Source organism: Absicoccus sp., assembly GCF_034090965.1.
Classification (GTDB): domain Bacteria; phylum Bacillota_I; class Bacilli_A; order Erysipelotrichales; family Erysipelotrichaceae; genus Absicoccus; species Absicoccus intestinalis.
Window position 1 is genome coordinate 1 of record NZ_JAXDRQ010000039.1, and the last position, 8,011, is coordinate 8,011.

The window sequence follows — 8,011 nt, forward strand, 5'->3', positions numbered from 1 at the left end:
TTCTTCTATACTTCGGTACGATAACAATGTGATATTTACACCTGTAACTTGTATGTGATAAACTTCTTGTGTCATTCATTTTGACAACCTCCTATATTATTTTGTTTACGGCTGGCGGGCCATATTCATTGTAGTATAGGAAGTTGTCTTTTTTTACACTAAAAGGTCTGCCACCACGCACATAGCGCGTGGTATTCGCTACGCAATTAAAAAACGCTCTATGGCATTGCCACAGAGCGTTTTATTAGGATTGACTGGCATATGGAGGGTCTTCTCCATGCTCAACCGCTTGAATATTTGTTTTGGCTTCCGAAATACTATTGTCATCGGGGAAGACAACGGATGCATTATCGCCCAATTCGTAACAATAAGCTGTTCCAGTTGTTCCATCTAGACTGATCGTATAGATCTTCCATGAAGCTTGAGAAGAAAGTTGTTCTTTGACAAGGGCACTGATATCATCCGTATCCATATTGGTTTGGAAACTATCGGCTAATGTGTTCATGATACCTTGATAGTTCTTTAAAATGGATGGGCTCATAACTTTATTTAAGATGCCGGTCAGTACGCGCATTTGATTGCGACCGCGCTCTTTATCACCTTCGGTAAAGCTATAGCGTTCCCGCGCAAAGGCCAAGGCTTGTTCGCCATTCAATTCAATCGTTCCTTGTTGGAAAGAATAATTACCGGTCGAAAAACTTTGTGGGTTATTGACGGTAATGCCACCCAATTCATCGACTAAATTACTGAGCGTGGAAAAACCAACTTTGACGTGGTAGTTGATATCCATATCCATGAATTTTTCAATCGTCATTTCGGTGGTGTCAATGCCATGCAAACCGGTATGCGTCAACTTATCTTTTTCACCATTGCCACAACCCATGCTGGCTTCACACGTAGTTTCGACATAATAATCACGAGGAATACTTGTCATCAAGACAACATGTGTTTTCGGATTGACCGTTACCAACATGTCGACATCACTTCGCGATGTTTCATTGATGGAACCACGAGAATCAGATCCACTGATCAATACCGTAAAGGCATCACTGGTCACATCCGCAGTCGATGAGGTATCAGCTTTTTTCACATAGTACGTATATTTATAAATGGATTTGATTTCACTACGAATGTCTTGGCGACCATCCATTTCTTCCATGACCGAAAGATTGGAGGCATCGATCATCATACAATCGATTTTTTGGCCTAAAAAGTCGTTAACCAATTCGACACTGGAATCATAGGTCTTGGTAGTAAATTTGATATCTTTGTCTGCTTTGAGTTGTTTGATGACTTTATTCACATATGTACGTTGGCTGTTTTTTAAGATACCAATGGTTTGTCCATTTAAGTCTTTTTCACTGTTTAGACTCGAATGCTTAACGGCATACAATTGAATGGTATGGCGATCATAGTTGTCATCGGAAGCAATGCGGTCTAGAGCGCCATTGGCATTCATCAAATAATACAATCCAAAACAACTTGTTAGGATGAGGACAATACTTAAAATAATGCCAAAAATACGAAAACCTTTACGACTATGTCCTAGAACCAAGCCAAATAGAATCGTTAACACAATGAAAATCAATAAAACGATACCAATGATTCCGACCAGCGTATTTGGTAATAGGTTTAATTTTACAATTTGAAAAAATAAGAATGCGACCACTACAACCATCAAGATGGAAAGGTAGAACGCAGGATTTTTCCAAATGGGTGTTTTTTTCTTTTTCAATGCATTCATCTCCTTACTGACCGACAATCGTTGATGTGACCGCATTGGTATTCGCATCCACAACGGCTTGGATCGGTGAACCATTATTGGACATTGTCACTGTATATTGACTGCCATCTTCACTCAGCGTACATTGAATATCCGTTACATCGGATTGCGATAGGGCCATATTGCTTAAAACCGCATCAATGGCTGCTTGTTGTTTGTCATCAAAATTTGTATTCGTTGTTTTTTGTTCGGTCGTTTTTGTTTCACTCTTCGAAGTTTTTCCCGAAACACTTTTATTATATGAACGCGATTGAATATGTCCATTGAGACCAATTTTATACGAATAGCTTCCCTTATCGGTCGTGAATTTCACGGTATAATAATCAACGCCTTTTTTTACGGACACATCCGAACATTCTTTACTCTCTACATTGGCATCGTCTTGGGCGACTTCCAAGACATCGTTTTTGGAAACGGTGATGCTTTGATTGCCACAACCTACCAAGAATAAAGCACCCATAAATAAAGGCAACAACACTTTCCCTTTCATGTTCCTTCTATTTCTCCTTATTGTTTTCCCCATAGCCATATCCATAGCCATAGCCATATCGTTTTGAACCAAGATCTTGTACCTTGGTCAAGATGGTTCCAAATACATTTCCACCTACACGTTGGAGATCATGGATGGCTGCTCGTGCTTTTCGTTTATCGGTATCTTTGGAAGAAATCACAAATAAAGTGCCATCCGCCACATTGGAGATAGGAACTGCATCACTGGTTGCCGTCATCGGTGGACAGTCAATGATGATGTAGCCATATTCTTTACGAGCTTGATTTAAGATTTCACCAAATCGACGTGAATCCAAAACTTCACTCGGATTGGGGACGCGATGACCGGTTGTCATGACCGATAGGCGTTCACCTGTTTCAAATTTTACCGCTCGAACCGCATCATACGAACGAATGGGTTTATTTGGTTCAAATTCACTGATGATATTGGATAATCCTTTTGAATTACTGATATGCAGCTGTTTATGAACCGATGGATTTCGTAAATCACAATCCATCAATAAAACATTTTGGTATTTGGCTGCCATGATGCGGGCTAAATTCCGTGCAACCGTTGTTTTTCCTTCATCTGGAAAGGTACTCACAATATTGATGACTTGCATATGCTCATCCAATTGAGCAAATTCAATATTTGCTCGTAAATTCCGGTAGATTTCATCTAAATCAAATTGATTTACTTTTTTTCTTGCCATGCTTATCTCCCAAAGAAGCGAAATCTTCTTTTCTTTATGGTTAAATTGGTTACTGGTTTTCCTTGTAGGATGGCCAAAGGATTTTGTTCAAACAATAAGTCGGCATTTTCTGAACCAATCCATTTGGAAACACGATCAAAGGCATCGCTTAAACATGCAATGCGATGACCGTTGGCTCGATGCGTATCCGTCGCAACGAGATGGCCGACACCTTGTGTCAACAATTCTTTGGCATTCTTTTCCATTTGTTTGCCGTGGATACCCATGATGCTCGTACGATTGATCTGCAACACATAGCCTGCTTCTTGCCAAGCATGAATGATATCCCAATCCAAGCCATGATGAAAATAACGTTCAATATGAGCAATGATGGGTTTGTACCCTCGTATACCCAACTCATACAAAGGATCCATAAAATCCGGTATACGATGAATATCTTTACGCACATCATATTCCACCAACATATAGGACGTATCATTCATGGTCGGATACCATTTCTCATCCAATGCATCAATAAACGCGGAATTCATCATCACTTCGGCACCAAAATAAATATCGATATCACTGATGGCTCGTAATTCTTCTTGACGAGCTCGTATCGTAGAAAGCCATTGTGCATCCAATTGTCCGGGTACAACATGAGGCGTACTACAAATAGCTTCGATACCATCGGTTTTAGCCATTTGTAAAGCTTCTAGAGCATCGGGTTGATTGGGCATGCCATCATCAATGCCCCATGCTACATGTGAATGTAGATCGATCATATTACTTTTCCAGATCCGGCAATTCACAGTACACAGGAATACCCAGATATTTTTCTGCTTCTGCTTTGTTTTTCAATCGCGTATCCATCAACATACAAATCACTGCATAGGCAATGCCCAACAAGAAACCTAATAAAGCACCAACCATGGTATTCTTTTTCACATTTGGACCGCTTGGTTCATACGACAAACGTGCTTTATCGACCACTTCAATGTTTTTTACATTGATCTTATCTTGCATTTCTTCAATGAATACATCGACAGTATCTTCCGCTAATTTTTTGGATAATTTAGGATTGGTCGTTGTCGCCGAGATCGTGATCAATTCGGTATCTTGTTCATTCGTGACCGTCAAATAATTCCGTGCAGCTTGGCCACTTTCCAAACCGGTATCCTTGGCTACTTCCGACATGATGTTGTTTTGTGTCAACAATTCCACAACGTTGGTCACCAATTTTGAATTGGCCATTTGCGAGTTATAGTCGGCACTACCTGTTGTTTGATCGACCATTGGTGTTAAGAAGATCGTCGTTGAACTGGTATATTCTTTTGGAATTAAAAAAGATGTGATTCCAAAGGCCAGAGCGCCACATACGATCGTTAATAAAATGATCAATCGAAGATGCTTGACAATGGCACGAGCTACTTCCATCAAATCAATCGTATCCACTTCATCTGCATGATCATTGTACTGATTTCGAGTTATTCGCTTTTGTTCCATACATTCTCCCTTTATTTCATTCACTTAAATATTAAGACACAGACAATATTAACTTACCACTTTCACCATTACAAGTCCATGAAAACAGTAAATAAGACTGCATTCCATTTGATTTTATCACAAAATCATACAAACACCTTAGAATAGGACTTGCAGTTTGTATTCAGGCACAATCAAAACAAGCACGAACCCACTTCCTTAAACCATTACCTCATATCTTTTCATAAAACAGGTACTCTATTTATGCACATAAACGAATCGATTCCGCTTTATCTAACTATTAACAACTTCTTTTTAAATATTTTATGAGTATGTTAAAAATACAATTTAGGTTTTAAAAATAAGGATTGATAATTGACAAATCACAAATCAATGAGTAGAATACGCTTAAGAACAGCGGTAGAGAATTCTAAGTGAACCTATCTGCGCAAAAAGCTCCTCATTGAGGGGCTTTTTGTTTTAGTGAAAAAGAGAGGTGACATTGACTGTCATTCTAGCGAATCAACATAGTTGATTAAACAATCATAAGTGTCTAGGCTCTAAGTTTTACTCAATTGTGCTAAAAAGAATGACGGCAATTTATAATTATACTGGATATTCAATTTAGTAGAATTACTTACTCTTCTCCTCGTGCTGTGTAATGTATCATCTCTCTCAATTTTTGGTAATACAGTCTTCATATAGAGAAGAGGAGTTATTAATATAACATTTGAGACCACGTTTACGTGGTCATGGAGGAAATAATGAGCAAACCATTCAAAACAATTGATGAACAGATTGAATTATTAAAATCGCGAGGTTTATATTTTATAGACGAAGGTAAGTAAAAAAAATTTCTTTTATGCAACAACTATTACAATGTCATTAATTATTACAGTAAATTTTTTATGATAGATACAGATAAATATATTCCTGGTACAACTTTTGAGGAAATATCAAACGTATATTATTTCGATCGTGAAATAAAAAAGTATTTTTTCCAAGCAACCATAGATATTGAAAAATGCTTAAAATCGTTAATTGCCTATTATTTTTCCGAAGCACATGGCGAAAACTATGCATATTTAGATATACATAATTTTAAAAACAATGATATCACTAAAACAATAAAGCTAATTTCTAGCATTTCAAATACATTACAAAAAAAGAAAAATGAGAATAGATCAAATTCTATTAAACATTATGTGGAACATCATCATCAAGTTCCTTTATGAGTCATGATAAATTATCTAACTTTTGGACAGATCGTATCATTTTTAGAATTAATGCTTCCTGAAGATAGTAATAAAATCGCTAAAACTTATAGTGTTTTTGCGATGAGGGCTCTATCTTTAAACCCAAATGAAATTCGTCTTTACACAAAGGACATTATCTTGTATCTTCAAGATATTCAAGAAATCCGAAACATATCTGCACATAGCAATAAATTTTTAGGATTCAAATGTAGAAAGAACCTTTCCTATATTGAAGAACTTCATTCGTTATACGATATTCCTGCTAATAGTCCAAAACAAGATGTATATAATGTATTTATTGCTATGCGCTTATTTATGTCGAAAGGAAACTTTATCATCTTTAATAACACAATTCGAAAAAGAATGCAAAGATTAAATAAAGAACTACAAACGATTGATTGCAATAAAATAATCAGAGTAATGGGATTTCCTGAAAACTGGTTTGAACGTCCTAAATTAATTGACTAAGATAATTTAATATATTCATGGAATATCATAACGACATTACTATGAAACCATCGTCAGTAGTTTATCTGATATACACATTCAAAATGCAGACATCATCACCACGAAACAAACCCAGATATTTGGTAAAAAAATGGTTTGTATTTCTCCTTTTTATAATCTACAAGACCAAATGAAGATCATGACCGCCACACAAGAATGTATTGACCAAAAAAGACCGATCACTTTAATGATTTGTTCCATACCTACTTCCATAAAAATCTCTTCTTTATTCGCAATGACTTGACCAATAAAGAAGAAGTCATTCGCTTTATGGGCTAACAATTCATTGATCAAGAGATCACTTCCGATGGCTTTATTGAATCTGTGCTCCAACACCAAAAAAAACATTTGCTCTGTCCTATTAAGCCCAAAAGGAATTCTGTGGGATGACGAAAAAGTATATCGTATTAATGATGGCCGTACAAAAAAAGATCGAAACGAATCATGGGATAGTACAAATAATTTTGTGTAAACAGTCCACCCTGCAGAATAATGCATACTGTTATTTGTATCGTTGATCAAACATATCCTCCAGTTCCTTTTGAACTTTATTGAATCCACGATGTACACGATTGGAAAATTGTTGGTTATATTCCATAAAGTGGGTGCATACAAAACGTTCCAGTGATGCTTCATTGGGAAACTGTTCTTTCTGTTTGATCTTCCGTTTCAATTGCTTGTTCAAGCCTTCGATAAGGTTCGAAGTATATAGGCTGCATTGAATGTCTTTTGGAAATGAAAGCCAACTGAATAGACTGTCCCGGTTCTCAAATCGATCCTGTATCTTTGGATATTTATCTTTGTATGTCTCAATAAAATCATCCAATGCTTTATTGGCTTCCTTTGATGTTTTACATTGATATACCGCTTTAAGGGCATCCGCTACTTCCTGCTTATCCTTGTTGCGTACCAGTCGAAGAACATTGCGTTGAATATGTACCCAGCACGATTGATGCTGGGCATGTGGAAATATCTCAAGACATCGATCACGAAGGCCCTGCAGCCCGTCACTGACGAAGAGAAGGACTTCATGACAACCTCGCTGATATATGTCCTGGAGCATTTCCTTATAGTTTTCGGCACATTCGGTCGGATACAGTCGGTAATCAAGGACTTCCTTATAGCCTTCCGAAGTGATACCGACCAGAATATGCAGTGCCTCTTTTGAAACGGAATCACGACGTACATTGAGATAGGTAGCATCCATATAGATAACGGCATAACGTTTATACAAGGCTCTTTCATGGAATTCTTTCACATGATCCTCTACCGCTTTCGTCATATTTGAAATCGTTGCCGGTGTATAGGCATGCCCATACATTTTCTCGATCAGATCACTGATTTCTGAAGTAGTGATTCCTTTGGAATAAAGCTGTAGGATCGTCGTTTCCAGATCATCTGTATTCCGTTTATAAGGACAGATGGTCTGTTGCTTGAATTCACCGTTTCGATCTCTTGGTACCTGAACCTCGATATCGCCATAGCGGGTCGTGATAGTACGAGCATAGTAGCCATTTCTGGAATTGCCCGTATTGTATCCAGCAGTGTCATAAGGTTCATAATCAAGGAAGCTGGTTAGTTCTGTTTTCAGAAGGAAATTGACACAGGATTCAATTTCTGAACGAACAATTTCATCAATTGATGAACCTGAGGCTAAAGCTTTGTAGAGTTCTGTGTTAAAATTAGACATGGGAAGTCTCCTTTCGAATTTTTTTGGACACAATTATTCTACAAGGATTGACTTCCTTTTTCTATGCAAACGGAACTCTAACGTTTACACAAAATATTTTATGCTATCA

7 protein-coding genes and 1 pseudogene are annotated in these 8,011 nt (G+C 37.4%); 1 reads left to right on the forward strand and 7 read right to left on the reverse strand.

Annotation, left to right across the window (positions count from 1 at the left end; translation table 11 throughout):
* Positions 1-244: 244 nt before the first annotated feature.
* From SOS22_RS05460 to SOS22_RS05480, 5 genes are read right to left on the reverse strand one after another with little or no spacing between them, the layout of a single operon-like run.
* Positions 245-1,780 carry an LCP family protein gene (locus SOS22_RS05460; RefSeq protein ID WP_320596570.1) on the reverse strand — a complete coding sequence of 512 codons (1,536 nt, stop codon included), beginning with the start codon at positions 1,778-1,780 and terminating at the stop codon, positions 245-247.
* On the reverse strand, positions 1,749-2,273 hold the full coding sequence (locus tag SOS22_RS05465) for a hypothetical protein (RefSeq protein WP_320324767.1): 525 nt from the start codon (positions 2,271-2,273) through the stop codon (positions 1,749-1,751). The genes SOS22_RS05460 and SOS22_RS05465 overlap by 32 nt, the downstream gene beginning before the upstream one ends.
* Positions 2,274-2,280: 7 nt before the next feature.
* Positions 2,281-2,985, reverse strand: coding sequence for a CpsD/CapB family tyrosine-protein kinase (locus SOS22_RS05470; RefSeq protein ID WP_320324768.1), 705 nt, complete (start codon positions 2,983-2,985; stop codon positions 2,281-2,283).
* 2 nt (positions 2,986-2,987) lie between these two features.
* Positions 2,988-3,749 (reverse strand): tyrosine-protein phosphatase, encoded by a 762-nt coding sequence (locus SOS22_RS05475; RefSeq protein WP_320596571.1) that lies wholly within the window; start codon positions 3,747-3,749, stop codon positions 2,988-2,990.
* Position 3,750: 1 nt separating this feature from the next.
* Complete coding sequence (locus tag SOS22_RS05480) at positions 3,751-4,470, reverse strand: YveK family protein (protein WP_320596572.1); 720 nt, start codon at positions 4,468-4,470, stop codon at positions 3,751-3,753.
* A gap of 845 nt (positions 4,471-5,315) precedes the next feature.
* Here SOS22_RS05480 and SOS22_RS05485 point away from each other — a divergent pair.
* Positions 5,316-6,173: pseudogene (locus tag SOS22_RS05485) on the forward strand (Abi family protein); the annotation flags it as partial.
* Positions 6,174-6,323: 150 nt separating this feature from the next.
* On the opposite strand, the gene SOS22_RS05490 reads toward SOS22_RS05485, so the two are convergent.
* Together SOS22_RS05490 and SOS22_RS05495 are read right to left on the reverse strand one after the other, a co-directional pair.
* Positions 6,324-6,560, reverse strand: coding sequence for a hypothetical protein (locus SOS22_RS05490; RefSeq protein ID WP_320596573.1), 237 nt, complete (start codon positions 6,558-6,560; stop codon positions 6,324-6,326).
* Between the two features lie 154 nt (positions 6,561-6,714).
* Positions 6,715-7,902, reverse strand: a complete 1,188-nt coding sequence (locus tag SOS22_RS05495) for an IS256 family transposase (protein ID WP_320596574.1) — start codon at positions 7,900-7,902, stop codon at positions 6,715-6,717.
* Positions 7,903-8,011 lie beyond the last annotated feature (109 nt).